Source organism: Mycobacterium sp. BMJ-28 (genome assembly GCF_054404835.1).
In genome coordinates, this window is record NZ_CM136783.1 from 5,859,697 (window position 1) to 5,878,846 (window position 19,150).

17 protein-coding genes are annotated in these 19,150 nt (G+C 63.3%); 1 reads left to right on the forward strand and 16 read right to left on the reverse strand.

Features of this window, described 5'->3' with window-relative positions:
• Positions 1–401 precede the first annotated feature (401 nt).
• The 10 genes from ACXPWS_RS29125 to ACXPWS_RS29170 form a co-directional block, all read right to left on the reverse strand.
• Entirely contained in the window at positions 402–1,766 is a 1,365-nt protein-coding gene (locus ACXPWS_RS29125; RefSeq protein ID WP_458709980.1) for a cation:proton antiporter, read from the reverse strand.
• A gap of 782 nt (positions 1,767–2,548) precedes the next feature.
• Positions 2,549–3,379 (reverse strand): TetR/AcrR family transcriptional regulator, encoded by an 831-nt coding sequence (locus tag ACXPWS_RS29130; protein WP_458709981.1) that lies wholly within the window; start codon positions 3,377–3,379, stop codon positions 2,549–2,551.
• 298 nt (positions 3,380–3,677) lie between these two features.
• Positions 3,678–4,022: a TfoX/Sxy family protein gene (locus ACXPWS_RS29135; protein ID WP_458709982.1), complete on the reverse strand. Its 345-nt coding sequence runs from the start codon at positions 4,020–4,022 to the stop codon at positions 3,678–3,680.
• A 233-nt stretch (positions 4,023–4,255) separates the two neighbouring features.
• Complete coding sequence (locus ACXPWS_RS29140) at positions 4,256–5,185, reverse strand: DUF1702 family protein (protein ID WP_458709983.1); 930 nt, start codon at positions 5,183–5,185, stop codon at positions 4,256–4,258.
• The gene (locus ACXPWS_RS29145; protein WP_458709984.1) at positions 5,182–6,168 is read right to left on the reverse strand and encodes a DUF1702 family protein; all 987 of its coding nucleotides are present in this window, start codon (positions 6,166–6,168) and stop codon (positions 5,182–5,184) included. The genes ACXPWS_RS29140 and ACXPWS_RS29145 overlap by 4 nt, the downstream gene beginning before the upstream one ends.
• An 88-nt stretch (positions 6,169–6,256) precedes the next feature.
• The gene (locus ACXPWS_RS29150) at positions 6,257–7,237 is read right to left on the reverse strand and encodes a DUF1702 family protein (RefSeq protein WP_458709985.1); all 981 of its coding nucleotides are present in this window, start codon (positions 7,235–7,237) and stop codon (positions 6,257–6,259) included.
• Positions 7,234–8,196, reverse strand: coding sequence for a DUF1702 family protein (locus tag ACXPWS_RS29155; RefSeq protein WP_458709986.1), 963 nt, complete (start codon positions 8,194–8,196; stop codon positions 7,234–7,236). The genes ACXPWS_RS29150 and ACXPWS_RS29155 overlap by 4 nt, the downstream gene beginning before the upstream one ends.
• Positions 8,193–9,989: an NAD(P)/FAD-dependent oxidoreductase gene (locus tag ACXPWS_RS29160; RefSeq protein WP_458709987.1), complete on the reverse strand. Its 1,797-nt coding sequence runs from the start codon at positions 9,987–9,989 to the stop codon at positions 8,193–8,195. The genes ACXPWS_RS29155 and ACXPWS_RS29160 overlap by 4 nt, the downstream gene beginning before the upstream one ends.
• Positions 9,990–10,408: 419 nt before the next feature.
• Positions 10,409–12,049: an MFS transporter gene (locus ACXPWS_RS29165; protein WP_458709988.1), complete on the reverse strand. Its 1,641-nt coding sequence runs from the start codon at positions 12,047–12,049 to the stop codon at positions 10,409–10,411.
• A 379-nt stretch (positions 12,050–12,428) separates the two neighbouring features.
• Entirely contained in the window at positions 12,429–12,794 is a 366-nt protein-coding gene (locus tag ACXPWS_RS29170) for a nuclear transport factor 2 family protein (protein WP_458709989.1), read from the reverse strand.
• A 299-nt stretch (positions 12,795–13,093) separates the two neighbouring features.
• Between ACXPWS_RS29170 and ACXPWS_RS29175 the strand changes: the two genes are divergently transcribed.
• On the forward strand, positions 13,094–13,708 hold the full coding sequence (locus ACXPWS_RS29175) for a hypothetical protein (RefSeq protein WP_458709990.1): 615 nt from the start codon (positions 13,094–13,096) through the stop codon (positions 13,706–13,708).
• Between the two features lie 338 nt (positions 13,709–14,046).
• Here the strand turns inward: ACXPWS_RS29175 and ACXPWS_RS29180 are convergent, their stop codons facing one another.
• The 6 genes from ACXPWS_RS29180 to ACXPWS_RS29205 form a co-directional block, all read right to left on the reverse strand.
• Positions 14,047–15,081, reverse strand: coding sequence for a pentapeptide repeat-containing protein (locus ACXPWS_RS29180; protein ID WP_458709991.1), 1,035 nt, complete (start codon positions 15,079–15,081; stop codon positions 14,047–14,049).
• Positions 15,082–15,261: 180 nt separating this feature from the next.
• A complete protein-coding gene (locus tag ACXPWS_RS29185; RefSeq protein ID WP_458709992.1) occupies positions 15,262–15,414 on the reverse strand; it encodes a hypothetical protein in 153 nt (50 codons plus the stop codon).
• A gap of 619 nt (positions 15,415–16,033) precedes the next feature.
• A complete protein-coding gene (locus tag ACXPWS_RS29190; protein WP_458709993.1) occupies positions 16,034–16,972 on the reverse strand; it encodes a hypothetical protein in 939 nt (312 codons plus the stop codon).
• Positions 16,973–17,021: 49 nt separating this feature from the next.
• The gene (locus ACXPWS_RS29195; protein WP_458709994.1) at positions 17,022–17,672 is read right to left on the reverse strand and encodes an integrase core domain-containing protein; all 651 of its coding nucleotides are present in this window, start codon (positions 17,670–17,672) and stop codon (positions 17,022–17,024) included.
• A 24-nt stretch (positions 17,673–17,696) separates the two neighbouring features.
• On the reverse strand, positions 17,697–17,978 hold the full coding sequence (locus ACXPWS_RS29200; RefSeq protein WP_458709995.1) for a DDE-type integrase/transposase/recombinase: 282 nt from the start codon (positions 17,976–17,978) through the stop codon (positions 17,697–17,699).
• A gap of 225 nt (positions 17,979–18,203) precedes the next feature.
• Entirely contained in the window at positions 18,204–18,365 is a 162-nt protein-coding gene (locus ACXPWS_RS29205) for a hypothetical protein (RefSeq protein WP_458709996.1), read from the reverse strand.
• Positions 18,366–19,150 lie beyond the last annotated feature (785 nt).

A 19,150-nucleotide genomic window follows, 5' to 3' on the forward strand; every position in this document is an offset into this window, starting at 1 on the left:
GCGAGGAAACACACACCCATGTTCTGATGTTCTCCGCAACTGAGTGCCCGTAATGTGAGTGTCTCAGGACGTCGGTCAATACCGTCCTCTTCCAACAGTTCCCGCGAGGCCTCAGCGGCAAGATATGCCTGATCGAGAGGCCTTCCTGGGTTGGCTGGGGTGACAGATCCTCCTGGTAACTGCCAGAGAACAGCTTTGGCTATTCGAGGTGCGGCCAGTCTACGAAGACTGCTATGTCTCAGTCGATATCGTCGAGGAAGAGAGTCCGCCGTGATGAACGGTGCCGATGTTCTCGTCGCGCGCCCCTGCCCTCGGGCGCAGCTCCATCCGTCCGCCGGCCTATGGCTCGCCGTCTGAGCCCTCGCTGCCCGCGACCCGCCGACCATCGGGGTCTCCATGGTTCAGGCCGGATCGAGTACCGCCGCGGGGGCCGCCGCCGGTTGTGTCCGCGGCTCCTCGCCCATGCGGCCAAACACGAACCCGTTCTTCCACGCTCGGCGCTCGAAGATCCGTTGGATCGGTGTAGCAGCGAATGTCGTGATGATCGTCATCAGCGCCAGGATCGTGTAGAGCTCGTTGGTGACCACGCCGGCCGATAGACCGATGTTGAGCAGAATGAGTTCCATGAGTCCGCGCGCGTTCGCCAGTGCTCCCATCGATCCCGCTTCGCGCCAACCCATTCCCTGCCACCGCGCAGCGAGCCCGACCGCGACGAACTTCCCGAGGAACGAGATGACCAGCACGAGAGCCGCCATCGCCAGGATGGAGGGCTTCAAGACCAGGGAGAGTTGGGTGTTCAAGCCGGAGTAGATGAAGAAGGCCGGCAGCAGCAGGTAGGCGACCAGGGGCTCGAAGCGATCCCGGATTGTGTCGAGCAGTTGGCCTCTGGGCATCACGGTGCCGGCGATGAACGCGCCGAATACTGAGTACAGGCCGATGAAATCGGTGAATGAGGCGCTGGCCAGGATGACCACCAACACGATTGTCAGGTGAGCGATGGGGATGCCGCCGGAGAGCGCGTTGTCTCCGCGTGGCGCCCAGCTGTTGAGACGCGCCAGGAGTCGGCGCGCAACAAACACCATGAAGAGGATAAAGCCGATGCTGCCGGCCATGGCGATCAGCGCACCGTGCATGGTGCCGTTGGTCGTGGAGACCACGACCGCGAGCAGGATCCACGAGCATGCATCGTCGACGGCCGCGCACGCCAGCGACATCGTGCCGAGGCGAGTGTTCGACAGCCCGGAGTCATAGACAATCCAAGCGAGCATCGGAAACGCGGTGATGGCTACGGCCGCGGCAACGAATAACGCTCCCTGCCAGTGGCTCACCTTCGCAGTGAAATACTCACTGTGCGAGGCCATCAGCCATCCCAGGAGACCACCGAGGAGCATGGGTACTCCCACCCCGAACGCTGACGTTGTCCCGGCTTGTCGCACGTGGGCGCCGAGGATGTCGAGCTTGAACGATGCCCCGACCATGAACATGTAGAGCACGAGCCCGAGTTGGCCTAGGGCGTAGATGAGGGTCAGATTTGGGTGCATGACTGATGCCTCACCGATCTTGATGGTCGTCGGGAACAGCCAGTGCTGGGCGGCGGGCCATACCAGACCCAGCACCGAGGGGCCTAAGACGAATCCGGCGACCATCACGGCCACCACTTGGACCTGTGCCAGCTTGCGGAACAGTGGCCAGATCAACCGGTAGGTCACCAGGATCACGAGCATTTGCAGAAAAAGGTGGGTGGTGATTTGCAGCAGGGTTGGCATTGCATCTCCTCGAATTCAGCGGTGTCGCCGGGCCGGGGGTCGGCCCGGCGTGGCGTGGACGGGGATCAGAGTCGTGATGGCGGTGGCATCGCGCGGGCACGACGTCGCGGCCGTGCGGTGTAAGACGGATCAGCCCACATAGGCGTGACTCCAACCGATGATGAATAAGCCCGTCATCGCCGCGATGAGAGCCATGCTGATCGCGATGAGGAGGATCGTGCGAGCGGTCTGACGGCTAGCAGGACCGCTGAGTTTCTGGGGGGTTGGCGGGGCTGTCTGATGGCCGAGTTCCTCAGCGTCCGCACCGCTTTGCTGTGGGGCCGGCGAACCGTCCGGTTCGTTACATCGCGTGGCTCCAGGGTGCGGTGGTGCGGCACACGTGTCCTCGCCGTTGAGTACTTGCGGATCCGCGTCCATCGCTACCTCCAGTTCGGGTTAGCCCTCGCAAGCGCGCCGTTGTCATCGGCCAATGCCGTCGACGCTCACGCCCTGTCGCCCGGAGGCATAGACGTGAGCTGCGCACGCTGCAGACGGAATGGACCCGTCGGCGGAAGTTCACGAGGTGTCGGCGGTGGCGTTGCGGGCAACTGCCAACATCGGCTAATCCTGGCCGTCGCAGTTACGCTCCGCTTACGCGCGATGCAAGCGTGACTTGACTATTCGCGGTGTGTTCTCCAACGCGGGTCGTGTCGACATGGGATTAGCCACACCAATTGTTGATGCCCGGGGATATTGGCCGTGGACAGAATGATCGCTATGCCCGGCAAGGCATCCGGTTTGCGTTACCGGTCCAGCGTGACGAGAGCGCCAACGCGCGAGGAGGTTTCACGGCTGACCTTGATGAGGCGGTCCCAGCTGTCATCGAGTCCAAGGCTGGCGAACGTTTCACGCATCAGCGTATTGAAAACCACGTCGCTTCCGACGAGTTCGTCGTCGGCCTGGCCGAACGCTTCTACCATGAGAATGCCGTACAGCCTGATCCATGCCAGCTTGAACAGCCATAGGGTGCCCATCCCCTCGGCGCCCAGGGCAGCCGCGATGGGGTCATCTCCCCTGCTGGCATTCTTTTCGATGATGTCGCGCAGTCCAGGGTCCAGGTCGGTGCTTGGGGGCGTGGCGATCAGCCCGAGGGTATGCAGCGCCACGAACAGTTCAGCGAAGTGCGCTGCGAACGGATTCGAGACGACGTCCTCGGGTTCGGTGGGCAGCAGTTCCAACGCCCTGTCGCGCACGGGGCGTGGAGTCAGTGCGAGCATCGGGTTGGCAAACGCCATTTGGAATTCGGCTCGATTGGCCAGTGCCCAGCACCGCAGCGTGGTGGCCGAAGCCGCGAGTCTGGCAGCGGGATCGTCGTGGCGGTAATGATCGCAGGCCTGAGCCATCGCTGCGATCACGTCACCGCAAATATCCCGTGCCACAAGGACATGCAACTCATCAATACTGTCGATATAGCGGTAGAGCGCCGGCGCGGTCATACCCATCTCCGCAGCGACTGCCCGCAACGACACGTCGTGGCCGCTGCGCAGGAGCCCGCGCGAAGCCTGCACGATTTCATCGAAGGTCTGCAACCGTCGCCGTTCGCGACGGGTCATCGCTGGCACCTGCTGCGCCATCTCGCCTCCCTAGGCCACAACGTCGAAAGTCATGCCTGCGGCCCGATCCTCGAAACCTTGAGAGGTGTATCCACACGCCGACTCCTCACCCGAGTGTGCCACGGCACGCACCGTATGGAGTCATTCAAGCTAAGGCTGGGCGGGGTATGGCGTTCGGTGGTTGCGTTATGGGCGCATCTCGGCGGTGACGAGAACGGCTGATCGGGAACCCCTTTCATCGAAAGTCTTCCCACGATCACTGACGGACGCATGGTGAACACTGATGGGCGTACCTAGATCAGCCGCATCGCGGCAAGTTTCACCGGCGCGCGCGCTCGGTGAGGACGCGGTTGTAGTCGACCGCCACATCTAACCAGAACATCAGGCGCTTCTGCGTGGTCACGGTGTCGGCGCCGACCTTCAGCCAGCCCGGGCCCATTGCGCGGCCGGCCCCCATATCGGCGGGTTGCGCCCCGCGGGCTTCGAGCTCGCCCTGTCGCTGCGGGGCGGCGCGGAGCCACAGGCCACCGTCGCTGTGCGCGAACACCGCGAGTTTGTTGTTGATCATGAATCCCAGGCCGCCGAACATTGCCACTTCACGTACGACCCTCAGAGTGGACAGTCCGGCCCGGATCCGGTCGGCCAACTCCACGTCATAGGACATTGATGACCACCTGAACAACGATGGCACGCCACGGGCGACCGGGATGGAGGCGCACCGCGGCGGTGCGGACAGTTCGCACGCTCACCGTTTGCAGCGGTCCTTCGTCGGCGGGGGTGCCCGGAGCCGGGCGCCGCTGCGGTCGTCTCGGCGGCTGGTGCCAGATCGCAGGAAGCGCCATCGCGGCCATCTCTTCACGTCGCGTGGTGGTGAGTCGTTCTGGAATCCAACACTAGTCACGCGTGGGCGAGATTGGCGGTGAAGTGCTCGCGCCATGTGCGGATCGTTGTTGGGGCTGTCGAACTGATGACCTCGCGGCGCCCTTGCTCGAGTAGTCCGGCGGCGTCTGCGCTGGGTATGCCGCTGAACGCGGCGCAGGCGAGGTCGGTGTGCGCGCTAACATTTCCTGCCAGGTGTCGTGTCCACGCCGCGGTGGCGGCACCCCAGGCCAGCCGTGACCGATGCTCGTCGGCGGCTTGGCGCAGCCGGTCCAGGCCGGCCTCGTTGGCGCCGCCACCGTAGGCACAGGCCATCGCGACGCCGTTCCACAAGTCGGGGTGACGGTCGGGCTGAAAAGTGGCGACGGTGTCGATGATCGTCTCGACCACCGCACCGCCAGAAAACCAGATAGCGCGTCCCAGGCCTTGGTCGAATAGGTGCTGGCACGGACGTGAGAGGTGCTCTGGTCGTGCTTTGGCCTCGATGTAGCGCCGGCGCTCGAAGAACCCGCCGTGGAAGCCGTAGCCGTCCACAATGGCCATCCCGAGCAGAGGGTCCAGGTGGCCTAGGTACCGTTCGGGGCGCCGCCGCATCCGCGCGAGGGCGAGACCCAATCCGACGTAGACGGTGTAGATGTGGCGGTTGCCCGGCCCGTCGACGAAAGTGTTGAGCCGCTTTGCCCAGGGCGTCATGAGGTCCAGTGCCCCTAGGCCCATTCCAGCACCTTCGTAGGCGAATCCGGCGAACTGGCTGTCGACCGTCTGCAGCCGGACCGCCAGTGCCGAGGCGCCGCTGTCTTCCAAGGTGGCGTTGTACCCCAGGGCCAGGGACTCCGCGACCGGGGCGAACCGTTGCCATGCTTCGCGGGCGAATCCCGGCCGGCTGAAGACCTTGCGGGGGTGCGGGATGCCGAAAAGCCGTCGGCGGGCGGTGCCCAGTGCGGTCATGGTGTAGTCCTCGCTGCTCGGATTGGGTTGTGCTGTCGGCTCCGCCAGTGTGAGCGGACCCGGTCGCGCCAGGTCTCGTAGTGCGGCGGATTCTGCTCCGGCGTCTCGGGGGTCCTTTCGGCGGCGGCGATGCCTGCCACCGTCGCGCCATCGGACCCCCAGGTGGCGGCGCAGGCCAGATCGGTGTGCAGGGCGCGTGGGCAGGTGGTGTGACGGATCTCCGCGGCGGCCGCGACACCCACGGCGAAGTGCTCGGCGTCGGCCCCCGCGGCGCTGACAAGCTGGCCTATCGCAGCCTGATCGACGACGCGAGCGGCGTAGGCGCACGCGAAGCCGACCCCGCTCCACAGATCACCGCGGCGATCCTCGGGGAACCGGGCGGTGGTGGTGGCGATGCGATCGGTGTTGGCTGCACTGGTGAACCAGAGACTGCGGCCTAGCCCACGGTCAAACACCTGGCCTGCGTAGCCGGTGGCGTGTCGGGGCCTGATCATGCGTTGCAAGCTCTCCTTTGGTGTGAAGAAGCCGTGATAGAAGCCGTACCCGTCCATGATGAGCCAGCGTTCGTCATCGGGATGGCGCGTCAGGACGTGCAAGGGGTTGACGTGCATACGCGGCAGGGCCAGTCCCGCGCCGATGTAGAGCAGCGGTTTGTAGGCATGTCCCGGGCCGGCGATAAATTCTGCAAGACGTGGTCGGGTGGGCCACAGGCAGTCGAGCATCGCCAATCCCATCCCGACGCCTTCGTAGGCGACACCGCGCACGTCAGAGTCGGTGGCTTCAAGTCTGGGGATGATCGCAGTGGGCTGCGGATGGTCGATGGTCTGCCAGAAACTATCGACAAGGGTGTGGGCGACCGGGGCGAAATGCGGCCAGACTCCGGTCATCTCGTCGCCGATGCCGAACTCTTTGGCCGCGATGGTGGGGAATTTGTCAGCGGAGAGGCGCAGCAACGGTTTGAGGAATCTGCTTAACGTGATCAAGGTGGGCTCCCCGCTTTTAGAGCGCAGCCCGGCGGCGCGCCGGATGGCGGCCGCGCAGGCTGCACCGGGTAGACATCATCATGTGGACTTACGTGAAGTGGCGGAGGATGCGCTCTCGCCACAGCGCGTACGCGGGCACACCGGGATCGGCAGGCAGGTCTGCGCGCAGAGCGTCTACGGTGGCTGCTGCCTCGGCTGAGGACACCCCGCACAGCACCTCGCTCGCGAAATCGTTGTGGTCGGCTGTATTTCCCACTTGGTGTCGGATGCTGGCCGACATGGCAGCGCCGACGGCCAGGTGGCCGGCGTGCCCACCGGCAGCCGCGCGCAGATCCACCACGGTGGGGCGATCGACCCCGCCGGTGTAGCCGCACGCCAGTCCTACGCCCTGCCACAGATCGGGGTGCCGTGACGCGGTGAAGCTCGCGATGATCGCGGCGACGCGGGCGACGTCGGCGCCCCCCGAAAACCAGATGCTGCGGCCCATGCCGTGATCGAATGCGCGAAGCGCGTAGCCCTTCAGTTGCCGGGGCATGCGCTGCTCGATGACGTAGCGCTGATGCGCAAAAAACCCTTGGTGAAATCCGTAGCCGTCCAGGACAACCCAGCTGAACAGTGGGTCCTCCAGCCGACGGCGGAAGCGCTCGGGGTTGAGTCGCATACGGGCCAGGCCCATCCCGGCACCGAGATAGATGCCGTAGATGTAAGGCGCGCCCGGGCCGGCGGCGAAATCCCGGGTGCGCCGTTTCGTGGGATTCAGGGTGTCCAGTGCGGCCAGTCCGATTCCGGCGCCTTCATAGGCGAATCCAAGAAGTTCCTCGTCGTATTCGTGCAGCCGGGACACCAGACGGTCGAAGTTGGGGTCCAGCACCGTGATCTGACAGCACTCTGTGACGGTGAATACGACCTGTTTGAGGCGTGCGCTGGTCGCCTCGTCATCGACCGAGGGCGGTTTCAGCGTTGCCGCCGATACGGCGAACACGCTTCCGAGGAGGTGTCCGGCGAGTCCACGAAGTCGGCCCACGGGCACAGCGGCGGGGTGGCCGGTAGAGGGCAACAGATCGGTCATCGGGCTCGGCTTCCTATCGGCAGGTTCGGCTGGCCGAACACGCTGGCCAGCTCAATCTGGACTAGTTCGTATCCGGGCCGGTCTGGGTGTACCGGCAGGCTTGCGAAGGCGGCTTCGACGACCTGGGAGGCGTTGTGGCTGTCGACCCCACAGAGCAGCTGGCACGCGAGATCGGTGTCAGGCTGGGGGTTGCCAGCGCGGTGACGACCCCGTGCGGCGAACGCTGCCCCCGTGGCCACGCGTGCAAGGTGGGAGCCGCTGACCTCCTGCAGCCGCTCGATGTCTTCGCGCGATACGCCTCCGACGTAGCTGCAGGCCACACCGACGCCTAGCCAGAGGTCACCGTGGCGATCGGGGGTGAAGGCAGCGATGTGTGCCGCGATCTGGTCGATGGCGGCGCCAGTGGAAAACCAGATGCTGCGCCCCACACCCTGATCGAAGACCCGTCGGGCATACGGCGACAGGAACGTGGGAATGATCTGGCGCTCAACGAATTTGCGCCGGGCGAAGAATCCTTGGTGAAACCCGTATCCGTCTAGTACCAGCCAGCGCAGCGCATGGTCGTCGAGGCGGGCCAGGAATGGCTCGGGGTGGCGTCGCAGGCGAGCCAGAGCCTCGCCGGCGCCGATGTGCACCATGTACGCATGAGCGTCTCCGGGCCCGGCCAGGAATTCCCGGAAGCGGGATCTTTTGCCCGGCATCACACTGTCAAGCCCGGTCAGTCCCATCGCGACCCCTTCGTGGGCGTACCCGGCCAAGGGACCCGGTATGCCGGCGATGCGATCCATGACGGCGGTGAGGTCTCCTCCGTCCACCACGGCGTGGTAGCCGCCGATCGCTGCACGTACTGCCTTTTCGAGGTGTTGCCAGTTTGGTGTGTCGCCACCTTTGAAGGCGAGAATCTGTCGCTCGGGTACGCCCATGACGACGCGGCGGGCCCGCGCCAACCCCGCGTTCATGCGGAGTACTCGGGAGCCAGGGCGGCCGTGTCGCGGTAGCCCGGCTCGATCGTGGCGTGCCCGTTGTGGGCGCCGTCACCGATGATCGAGAATCCCTGGCCGCCGTCGAGGGGGCCTTCAGCGTGGGCGGCCATCACCCAGGCTGTGCCGGTCGCGCCGGATCGTTGATAAATATCGACCAGGCGCATCAGGGCTTTGTCGGCGCGCCAGCGGACGAGCTGCGCACGTGCGGCGTCGTTGTCCGCGGCCTCACACTCGGTGAGCACTTGGGTGACGAGTTCGCCGGCGATCAGCTCCAATTCGTCGAAATTGGCGGCCAGTTGATCCCGCAATTGGGTGTCGGATAGACCGGCGGTCATTCCCTCGTGGAACCGAGTCATGAAGTCAAAGTCGTAATAGGTGACGATTCCGTCGGCGTGCGTCTTCGGCTCGATGTCGTACCACTGCCGGAAGAACTGTTGAACCGGCCCGGTGATCGAGGACATCCGGGCTAGCTGCATCATCAGCCCAGGGTGATCTGCCAGACGGTGGAACACGTCGTGGTAGTACAGCAGGGCCGGAATTGCCCAGTACACACCGGTGTCCCAGATGATCTTCGCGCTCATGACGCGCGCGTTGCCCATGATGGCGTACTGCCCTTCGTAGATGGGCAGCCATCCGTCGGTGATGAGGAAGAACACGGTGTTATGGATGGCGGCAAGTTCACTGACGTCGTGCCCGTCGAGGGAGCGGGTCACCAGGTCGGTGATGAGCCCGTTACTCAAGGAGATGACGTCAAATCCTGGTGAGTACAACGGGTCCAGGAAAATTCCGGCTTCTCCGGTCAGACACCAGCCCTGTTCGGAGTACATCTGTTGGCAGCCGTAGGAGTAGTTCCGCAGGACTTTGAAGTCGAGCAGCTTGTCTCGATGTGCCTCTACCGCCTCGGCGCACTGCGGCTCGAATTTGTGCAACCAGGCCAACGCTTTGTCGAAGCGATTGATCTCGGAGAAGGGGTGCAGCTCGGCGTCCGTCACGATGCCGACACTGATCGAGTTCGATGCCAGAGGGATCAGCCATACCCAATATCCCTCACCCATCAGATGATTGGTGGAGAGGTGACGGCGCCCGTCGGTGATGCGTTCACGCCATTGCTGCTGGCTGGACCACTCTTCGATGTCGATCGGAAAGTCGATCCGAAACCACGCAGCGTTCACGTTGTGGCCGTTGGGTTTTGCCAGATCCAGTTTACGTTTCAGGATCGACGACCGCCCGGAAGCGTCGATCACCCACGGGGCAGAGATGACGCGCGGCTGGCCGTCGGGTGTCGTCACACTCACGCGGTGGGGGCCGCCGTTGTCGGCCAGTTCGACGCCCCGCACCGCATGGCCTAGCCACATGCTGACCCCAGCGGCGCCCAGTTCGTCGCTCAGGTAGTTCTCGAACCGCCCGCGGTCGAGTTGGTAGGTCGCACCCAAGTGCGGGCGGCGCGCGTGACCGAGTTCGACGCGGCGGGCGATCTCGCGATTGTCCGCCTGCGTGAAGAAGAACCGCAGCCCGAACTTGTCAAGCTGCTGACCGGTGATGTGCGGTTCCACCTCAAGCACATTGCGCATGTAGTGCGCAGCGATATCGACGGTGGATTCGCCGACCTTGTGCGCGGCCTCGGGTGCCCGGGTGGTCTTCTCGACGACCGCAATCGAGGTCGCCGGACGAGCCTTCCGCAGCTGCGTCGCCAAGGTGAGCCCCGCCGCTCCGCCGCCCATAATGACGACGTCGAACGCGGATTCTGTAGCAACGGTCGGTTCCTGCATGGTCATGAGGCTGTCTCCAGAACGTCGTGGCGAAGGGGGGAACGAGTGCATAACTCGCGAGAGGCGCCGTAGGAAGTGTTGTCCCGCTGCATCATTGCCCTACATTCCTCGCTAGGTGTTGCGCCTCGTTCTATCCACCGACGGTAGAGGAGGTGATTACCGCACACTTACCACCCTTGGAAGCTTGCTGCAGCGGCGATCGTGTCCGAGGGGCTCGGTAGCAGGCTCAAACCCTCGGTGCCCTGCCTTCAACGGCAAGATTCTCGGCACGGAAGTGCAAACGCCAGGAGCGCACATAGCGTCAGATCTGATTCCCTCCTGTGGCACAACAGGTCTGGATGAGGAGGCCGAACGCCCACCGCCGCACCCGCGGATGCAATGCGGGCGCGGCGGTGGCGGGTTCGGTAGCGGTGACCTGTCTACTCCAGAGCGGCGGAGGCCTCGACGCTTTTCGCGCGGGCGCGGTTACGGCGGGCTACAAGAGCGTCGGCGATGAGTGCGCCGGCGAGCGCACCGGACATATCCCTCGCCAGTACATTCGCCGAGTCGTCGCCGGCATTGGCGCGGGGACGAGCCGGCAGCAGCGCAGCCGCCAAGATCGCGCCAAGAACCGACACCCCGGCTGCGACCAGTGCCGCGCCGGACATGCTGTGAAGGTAGGCCGACGTGGCGGCTTCGAGTAGGCGAGGCCCTTCGGTGACACCGTGGGCCGTGAGCGAATGCGAGATCTGAATCGCCGCCCCGAACGACTGTGAAGCCCCCGCGGCGGCCTGTTCGGCCCCGGGAATCGGAGGCAGGGTCGACTCCAGCCGATGCTGGTACAACGACGAGGCGGTGCTGCCGATGACGGCCACGCCGAGTGTGCCACCGAAGAGCCGGGTGGCATCATTGACCGCCGCGCCGACGCCTGCTTTGTCCTCGGAGACTGCACCCATGATCGCCTCGGTGGCGGGGGCACTGGCCAAGCCCACACCGATGCCCAATAGCAGCATCTCCCCCGCGATCATGCTGTACGGGGTTGCTCCGGTGTTCGCCGCGGTCCACAAAAGCCCGACAGCGAACAGCACCAACCCGCTCACGACAACAATCTTGTTCCCAACCTTCACCGCGAGCTTGGTTCCCACGATCGAAGACAACGCCACGGCAAATGCCATCGGAAGCAGGCGAACTCCCATCGAGAACGGCGTGTAGAGCTTCACCAGTTGCAGATACTGGGTGATCACAAAGATGAACCCTTGCAGAGCGAAGAATGAGATCGCGATGGCACCGCTCGCCGCGCTGAACCGCGGGTTGGCGAACAAAGAGACATCCAGCAGGGGATGCTGGGTCCTGCGCTCGACGGCGATGAACACCAGGATCAGCGCCAGACCGGCCGCCAGGCTGCCCACGGTGCGCACCGAACCCCAGCCCCATCCGGGAGCCTCGATGACGCCCAAGACCAGGACCGCCACGCCGGCGCTGGACAGAGCCAGGCCCAGCCAGTCCACCGGCGGTGTCGATGGATCCTTCGATGTCGGGACAGCCAGGCATATCAGGACCCCAACGGCCGCGGCGACGATCGCCATGAAGACGAAAATGCTGCCCCACCAGTGATTCGCCAGCAGCCAGCCTCCCACGATCGGCCCGGTCGCCACGCCGAAACCGGTGACAGTTCCCCACAGCCCAATCGCACCGGCGCGCTCGGACCGCTCGGTGAACACATTCACCAGGATCGACAGCGTCGCCGGAAACATCAGCGCTGCCCCCACCCCCATGATGGCCCGTGCAGCGATCAGTTGCCCCGGAGTGTCGATGCACGCCGCCCACAGGCAGGACGCGCCGAACACGGCCAGGCCGATGAGCAAGACACCTTTGCGGCCCTGCCGATCGCCGAGACTTCCGCCGGCCAGCACGGCCGCGGCGAACGCCAAGCTATAGGCGTCGACGATCCACTGCAGCTGCGAAGTGCTGGCGCCGAGTTCCTCCATGAGCGCCGGCAGTGCCACGTTCACGATAAGGATCTCGACGCTGATGATGAAGGCCGTCAGCGTGAGAGCGAGAAGAACAAGAGGCTTTCTCATGGCTTGAGTTTCTCAAGCACAGGCACTAATAGTCAAGCACTAGATGGAGCTGAGCCGCGTGCGCCACAAATGAAAACTCGACCACACGTCATGGAGCGCCGACCGCGCTCCGACCTAGAGACTCTGCCGGCACGAAGAGACCTCTCGAACCATCCCTTTCCACCCTCGAAGCCGGCATGCTCAGCCAGCAGAAGGCCGGCGATGGCCCGCGCGCCGTGGCAGTTGACTGTCATAGTGGCCGGCCCGTCCGGCCATCGTCCGGAGAGTGTAATGCCTTCTGAATAAACGCCTTTAAGCTGAACTGGCTTACAAGAGCAGACAAAACCGGCACCGCTCAAGTGAGCGGTGCCGGGACTGTGCAGCAGAACGCAAGCTTGGCTCAAGCTTGCGGTGGAAGAAACGAAAGCCTGTCGAACAACAGGATGCTCTCGGCGATCTTTCCGTCTTTGAGGGTGAACAGCTCGGCAGCGGGTGCGGTGCTGGTCTGCTCGGTGTGGGGGTAGTAGAAGAGGGCAACGCGGTCATCATCGCCGAATGCGGCGACGTCGGTCAGCCCGATCAGGGTGGGTGCGAAACCACCAAGGAAAGCGCGGTAGGAGTCCTTGCCGGTCAAGTCGACCCCTGGTGCATGACACACGACATCATCGGTCACATGCTTCAGCGCACCGTCGACGTCACCGCTGGTCCACGCGCGGTGGTAGTCCAAGACAGTGTCGAGTGCGCTCTGCTTTGTCGGCTGAGACATCCCGGCTCCTCTATAGTTTGGTGATCCATGGACGTGCGGAACCGCCGCCCCGGGAAAGACGAAAGCGCCCAGCACTTACAGACTGGTTACACGTCGCGTAAGACCGACTCAGGACTGCGCAAGACCCCCATGAAGACCGCCCGAGCTTCACGGTAGGCCCGCCTCGGCTGCGGACGCATCGGCGCTTACATCCGCTGTAACACCGACGAAAGTCACCGCGGCCAACGTGGCACCACGACACACCGCAACTGCCCCACGCACCAACGGGTGCAACGCCGGATTTGAGAAAGGAGACGGATGTGGCGAAGTGGCCGCTCGTCTGGGGCGCGACGGAATCGGAGCTCACTGCGAGCTACCCCAGTGATGGCACTTTCCCTCATCCGGTCATGGAGGCTTACCGCGCAGTCGATGTCAAAGCGCCCTCCGCGGTGGTGTTTCGGTGGCTCTGCCAGCTCAAAGTCGCACCTTACAGTTACGACTTGCTGAACAATCTTGGCCGCACAAGCCCGCGAACTTTAACCCCTGGCGCCGATGCGTTGGCGATCGGCCAGCGCTTCATCACCGCCTTTAAATTGGTGAGTTTCGTAGTCAACGAGCATGTCACCATCCGGGTCAATTGGCTCGGACGGTGCATGTTCGGCGAACTGATCATCAGCTACGTCGTCCGCGAAGACACGAACGGACGCACCCGACTGATCGCAAAACTCACACTTCCACGGGCTCGCGGGTTTGGATGGCCACGCCAGTGGTTCCTTGCGTGGCTCGACCTGCTTATGATGCGCCGCCAACTCCTCAATTTGCGGGATCTGGCTGAAGCAGGCACCCGGCTTGAACCCACCGCGGCGACTCACCTCCAACAGCGCACATCAGCCACACAGAATCGCTCCGCTCCCCAACAAAGGCTGAGTTCATGATCTCCACAAACACCATGATGAACGCCGAACCCGCGTCGCTCTGATCATCTCGGCACGGCAAAACCAGAGCGCGCCGGCGCTGAAGGCCAAACCGCGTGCCACATGCCACCGCCGACATGCAAGCGACAGGCAGCCTGTAAAGGGTAGCGTCAGCACCGCCCACATTTCATTCAAGACAGAAACCGAGACCCGCTGCCCGCCGCACGTCTCGTTCCGAACGAACGGGACTGCCCCGAGTTCAGTTGACTTGATGTGCCCTGGGTTGCATGGAGTCAACCAAACTGGGGGCAGTCCCTTTCTTCGCAGGTGCACGTTCGGTGCGGACAGCCAAAGCGCAACTACCCATGTGAAACGCATGAGCAACGCCAGTCGGGATCGTCCAAGATTGCGCCTTCGGCCGCGAGTGCCTCAAGATTGTGCTCATCAAGGATTGCACCTGTGAAGTTCGCTCCCCGAAGATTCGTCCCAGTGCCGAACATGGCGCCGGTTAAGTCCGCGCCGATGAGGCGGGCGTGCTCCAAGTCGACTTCTCCGAAGGTGGCGTTCCGAAGGTCGGCACCACTGAGATCGGCATGATCGAGTAGCGCTCCGCGCGCGTACACGCCTACTAGGCGCGCATCGACGAGGGACGCTCGCGACATGCACACCAACTCTAGGTCCGCTGACGTAAGGTCCGTCGACCTCATGTTCGCGTCGGCAAGGTAGGCGCCCGCGATTTGAATGTGCCGCAGGTCAGCTCCCACTAGCCAGGCCCGAGCGAGGTCGGTGTTCAGACCCTGCCACGCGCCCGATTTGGGAAACAGCGCGTGCCGCGGATCGCCGGAACGATTGCGCGCGCCTCGCCCGCGCCTCTCCTGGAGAGCACTGACGACGGCTCTGAGCCGCTGAAGCATCCTCTGCAAGAGTGACTTTGGTGGTTCTCGACGTCGCTCAGGTGGGTTTGGATGCCGGGCCTCGGCGCTGTCCGCCCACCAGTTAGTGCGGCTTTTCAGCTCCAGCAGGATCGTCTTACGTACCTCGTGCTCTTGGACCTGGTCCTCCCCAGTAGGCACTACGCGCAGGTAGCCACGCAGGAGATCGACGGTCATCTGAGCGTTGATCCGGTTGTGCCGTAGAAGCCAATCGTTGGCGAGTGCGGCGAGGCCGTATACGCCTGCTAGCCGCACCGCAGCGGACTCCTTGTTGCCGATTTGTGTCGCCGCTGCGGTATAGCGGTCCCGAAGATCACGCTCGCGGTCCGCGTCGTGCTGAGCGGCGAAATGGCGTTGGGTTTGGCGGCGTCCTAATGCGGCACTTGCGAAGGTCACCAGAGCGGCAACGGCAACTACTGAACCTGCCAGCAGAGTAGCCAGCGGCTGCGTTAGGGCTCCCACGACTATCCCCCTTGCGTAACATCGTTGAGCGGATGGTCGTTTCCATCCGCATTGAATTATGACCCTGCGGCCGTAGGTATTTCGTCGAGGCTTCGCGATCGCCGAATAGTTAGTGCAGCTAACCGCCGCTAAGCTGCAGGACGACGCGCGGCATGAGCCGTTAAACCATGCCGCCGCCGGTTATGCGGGGTCCGCCGCGTAGAAGTCGTCAACTGTCCACGCATCCGAACTAACGGTGAGCTGTTCCACCGGCTTGCGGACTCCGCGGCGGTCCATGGCGCGGGCCGCGAGCTCCATACCGATCTGCTCGGGTGCATCCGGTAGAGCGACCACCCGCGACCTTGAAGTCGTGGAACCATTTGTCGCGGCCGCAGATCGCCGACGTTCCATGTGACCTCGAAGTAGTTCCCCAGGTCCTCGACGGACCCCGACTGCACGAGCGCCGGGACCGGCCGCCGCGTGACCATGCCGGCGAGGACGTTGGGCCTGAACTCACGAGCTTTCGAAAGTCGCCCGTAACCAGTGCATGGCCCAGTCGGCCACAACCCTCAAAACTGCCCCCTGCCAGCTGATCCGGTGGCGAAGCGGCACGCAAGGCAGTAGATGGCAATTACATTGCTCGACTAACGACTTTCTCAAGTTCATGTCATATGCGACATTCACATGACATTTCTGTGAGAAAGATGACGCCTACTTTGAGAACCTACAGCAACTGTAGGTTCTCAACACGCGCTTCCTACGGCGTTCGCCTGACCTGCAGTTTTCCCTGCTGTCTCATGGCGGTTCACGCCCATGCGTCTCACGGAGCGCTGCATTTCCTACGAGTCGTCGATATGACCGGGCTCCACATGGCTTCTCGGTGGTAAGTGGGCACGCGTGAACGGTTGATCGCGCGCTGGGGATTGTCTTGGGCGCTGGCGCGGCGGTCGTCCATCAAGAGAGGCTGCGATCTCTAATTCAGCGGGGCTCGGCTTATGGGTGCTTCCGAGCCACGGACCAGCGACAGGGAGACGCTGTTGAGGCATAAGATCATTGCTGCTCCGAGGACTGCGGTGGTCGCCTCCCACGCCGGCATGTGCGCGGCGGGTTCGAGCGTTGAGAAAGTGACACTGCGGCCGACTGCATAGACAACCATGACGACGCTCGCATAAGGCACACCGGTCAGACATCTCGACACCAACGAATCTATCCTTACGGCAAATGAAGTCACCGCTCCGCCTTCGGCCCGACGTATTTTCCGTCCATAGAGCCACAGGATCAGGCATATCAAGAAGACAGTGATTGTTAGCCAGAGCGTGGCCCAGCGAGAGAAGTTGTAGAACCCTTCTTCATTGTTCCACTGGGGCGTTATTGCTTCGCGAGGCAACCGTGAATCATCTGCACTGTCCCCGCGAGATGACGGTGGGTCTGCCTGCGACAACGCAAGATCACCCAAACTGGAGGCTACAAGTAGCATCGTGATCGGTGGGACAGCGACGGCGACAAGGCCGCGGAGATGCGCTCCAAGAGGACCTTTCGAGGCCAGCTGAACCGTGGCGAACAACAGCGTGTACACGGACAGGCCGAACGCGACGCCTGCGAGCACCTCCAATGAGGCTCCGGTACCGGTCACGATGGCGCAACCCTTCGAAGCAGAAATAGTCGCATAGAGAGCTGCGGCAGCGATGAGCCCCACGAACGCGCAACCTAAGCCTGTCAAGAATCGCTCGTTGTCGACTTCACTGCTGTCCCCGTTCTGCCCAGTCTGACTGTTCAGCTTCAGAGTTATCCCGACGAAGGCGAAGCCCGCGAGAACACCGGCCAACTGCGAAAACAGGCCTGCTGCCACCGAGAAGTCGAATTGCTGCCATATCGGGCAGTCGAATTCCGGTGCGGCGCCGCCGTTCGTCATACTCTTCCCTTCTGGGACGGTCTAGAGAGTGACATCCTGACACGCAGGGTCACGGCTCAGCTGCGTGCGAGGCACGCGATGCAAGAGGCAAACAGCGGAGGCTGTCGCCGCAGCCCGCCGCCTCCGCAGGGTGTGGGCCTTCTCCCGGCCTTCCGAATGCCTGGCCGCAAACACACTTCCCGGGGACGTCGTACACAGAATCGCAGCTCCCAGCACTTGGGCGAATCGCCACGATCTTCAACCCGCGCTCGGAGTCGAGTCGATCGAAACGGCGGAGCAGCGGGCCGCTAATCTCACTGCGCTGTGATGTATGAGCCGTTCCGGGTTTGATGCCAGCTTCATGTTTGAGACATCGCCGGCTGGACATCCGGGGTTGAGCGTAGTAAGTGGTCTCGTATTCCTCGGGTGGGACGTAGTCCAAAACGCTGTGCAGGCGGCGGTTGTTGTACCAGTCGACCCATTCCATCGTCGCGTATTCGACGTCGTCGAGGGTCCGCAACGGGCCGGGCCGGAAGGGGCGGCCGGCACCGATAGCCTCGGTCTTGAACAACCCGATCGCGGTCTCGGCCAACGCGTTGTCGTAAGCGTCCCCGACGCTGCCGATTGAAGCGGCAATCCCTTCCAGGACAAGGGTTTCCGCGAAGGCGACGGACGTGTACTGACTGCCCGCGTCGCTGCAGTGGATCAACCCCTCGCCCACCGTGTGGCCGTGATGATCACGGCGTCACAGTGCCATCTTCAGGGCTGTGGTGACCATCGCGGTGTCCTTGACCCTCGACACCTGCCAGCCCACGATCGCCCGGGAGAAACAGTCGATCACCAGCGCCACGTAGACCAACCCCGACCAGGTCGGCACGTAGGTGAAGTCGGTGACCCACTTGTGGTTGGGCGCGGTGGCGGTGAAGTCTCGGTCCAGCAGATCCACCGGCCGAGCTGAAACCTTTCCGGGGATCGTCGTGCGATGCCGGCGCCCGCGGGTGATCCCGGAAAGGCCTTCATCGCGCATCAGCCGATCAACTGTGCACCGGGCGACTTAGTGTCCTTGCCGGCGCCGGTAGGCCGTCATCTTGCGCGCCCGTACATGCCCTCTGGCGTGCCGACGGTGGCCAGCAGCGCGTCGGTGAGCTGCGCGTCGGTCACCGTACGGCCCGAGGGTTCGGCGGTCTTCCAGTTACGGTATGTGCGTGGGGCGCCCTGCTCCTGCGGGACTGCGCAGGTTGTGGCGAGCCCGTTACTGCTCCGTAGTGACGCCGAGTTGATCGAGGTGTTCCAGCAGTGCATTACCATCGCGGTGCACCAGAATCTCACCGGCAGCCACATGGGCGTCCACCTCACGCTCACGCTGCTGCCAACCCTCGGTCCAGAACCATCGTTGATCAGCTGGATTCGGCATCTTGTGATTGTCGCTCACATCTAGTCGGAGTGGTATGACCGGAGAACAACAGGCCGCAACGATCTAGATTTGGTGCTGGTCAAGCCCCACACTTTGGCGCCGCCACCGCGATGAGCTCTCAGGGCCGTACCGGTTACATCCAACAACACCCCCAGGTCCAGGTTCACGTCAGACGCGACCAGCTCGGCGGGCTGCTCGTCGAGTACCTCTTCGACAGGAACCACGTAGAGAGAACCTGGAGGATCGATTCCTTCGTCAGATGACCGGTTCACGGTTTCTGCCGATGGAAAAGCTCAGTTGCAGGCGGCTCATCGCTGCGCACCCACCGGGATACCTATTGGACAGTTCGTCGCGCCCGTTCCGTACTCGTGAGCTACTCAGAGAGATAAAGGCTGTCGCCAGCTTTGTGGTAACGGATGACGCGGTGGGGAGCCTCCCGCCCGCGGGGCCACACGGTGATGGCGCGAAAGGAATAACCGTCTTGAGAAGCCGGTCCCCTGTCGAAGTCCGCGGCTTCGCCTCCGAAGGCCTCACGAAATCCGCCAGAGACGTGGAGGACTTCATCGGGACCGGGTGGAGGGAGGTTTTCGTGGAAGAGGTGACTGAAGTGTACCCAGCAGCCCCCGGGGTGTCGGAACAATCGATGACGCCCCACCCTTCCTCGGTGTGCCACTCCCGCACCGTTCCTCCCGACTGCACGCTTTTAACCCTAACTTCACGAGGCTGCCTCGTTTGTAGAAGAACAAGGCTGATCAGATCCTGGCTCAGGTGGGTCAGCCCCTCCA